Genomic DNA, 1,348 nt, shown 5'->3' with positions numbered 1-1,348 from the left:
AACAGGCTGCGGAAAAAGGCGCCGGAGTGGTCACCACCGCTCTGCTTTCCAAGGTGTGGGGCGAAAGCCTCGCTCATTTGAGGGTGAAATTCGAAGATACCGGCCATATTGGCGCGGTCTTGGTGATGTGAGCGGCACGGCTAGGCCGCAGCCAGGAGTTTCGGCAGTCTGATGAGGTTGTAGGCGGCAGCGGTGAGCGTGAAGGACCATCCAACGCGATCCTGGCCTCGATGGCGGGTCTTTCGCATGGTGCCGCAGGTCTTTGTCCATCCGAACACCTCTTCGATCCGCTTACGAATCTTCTGGGAGAGACGGTAGCCGGGATGGCGTGTCGTGCGCCCGTCAATGGCAGAACGCCGGTTGGTGTTGTTCTGGGCCACGTGCGGGGTGACGCCCATCTCGCGTAGCGCCGCGACGAAGGCGGCGGTGTCATAGTTCTTGTCCGCGCCCAGAGTAATCCGATGACGCCCTTCCATACGGCCCAGCATGGTCAGCGCGGCCTCGCGTTCGGCGGTGCCGGTGGCGTGGGTGAGGATCGCATCGACCACGAGGCCGTTGCGGTTCTCCATGAGGACATGGCCCATGTGGCACAGCTTCGCGGCCTGGCCACGCGCCTTTTTGAACAGTCGGGCATCGGGATCTGTGGTCGATGCATGGGTTGCATTGCTGCGCTTCTCGCCCCGAAAATCGCGTTCGGCATTACGGCCGGTCGGTGCTGCTGCCTGCTCGCCGTGGCTAGAAACCGGCCCACCGTCATCGTCATCCTCGGGGCCGCCCTCATCCCTGGGCTTGAAGCTCTTCACGCTGGCCCACGCTTCAATCAACGTGCCGTCCACCGAGAAATGTTCGTCCGACAGAAGAGCCTGCACACGCGCCTGGCTGATGATGGCCGACAGGAGCTTGGCGGCAACGTCCCCGGCCAACAGCCTCTCGCGGTTCTTGGTGAAGACCGTGACATCCCATATCGGCGCATCCATCGCCAGACCGACGAACCAGCGGAAGAGCAGATTGTAGTCCATCTGCTCCATCAACTGGCGTTCCGAGCGGATCGAATAGAACGCCTGCAGCAGCAAGGCCCGAAGGAGTTTCTCGGGCGGGATCGAGGGCCTCCCGATCCGGGAATACAGGCCGTCGAAATCCGCAGACAGCACCTCCAGCGCTTCATCAACGATCGCCCGGATCGGCCGAAGGGGGTGGTTCGCTGGCACCCGAGCCTCGCAGCTCACGTACGAAAACAGCCCCTCGCTCCGCTCATCACCGCCGCGCATCTCGATCCCTTCAACATCACGCTACGCGATCCTGGAATCAGTAATGCCACCTCAGCGCAAGCGCCTTCTTCCGCAGCCTG

At 62.5% G+C, this 1,348-nt stretch carries 1 protein-coding gene; it reads right to left on the bottom strand.

What is annotated here, in order from left to right:
- Positions 1–140: 140 nt before the first annotated feature.
- Entirely contained in the window at positions 141–1,268 is a 1,128-nt protein-coding gene (locus NN5_RS24680) for an IS5 family transposase (protein ID WP_067739362.1), read from the bottom strand.
- Positions 1,269–1,348 lie beyond the last annotated feature (80 nt).

The sequence above is a fragment of the Novosphingobium naphthalenivorans NBRC 102051 genome (genome assembly GCF_001590985.1).
Taxonomy (GTDB): domain Bacteria; phylum Pseudomonadota; class Alphaproteobacteria; order Sphingomonadales; family Sphingomonadaceae; genus Novosphingobium; species Novosphingobium naphthalenivorans.
Note: the sequence above shows the minus strand (reverse complement) of the source record. Positions and strands in the feature narration are given on the sequence as shown.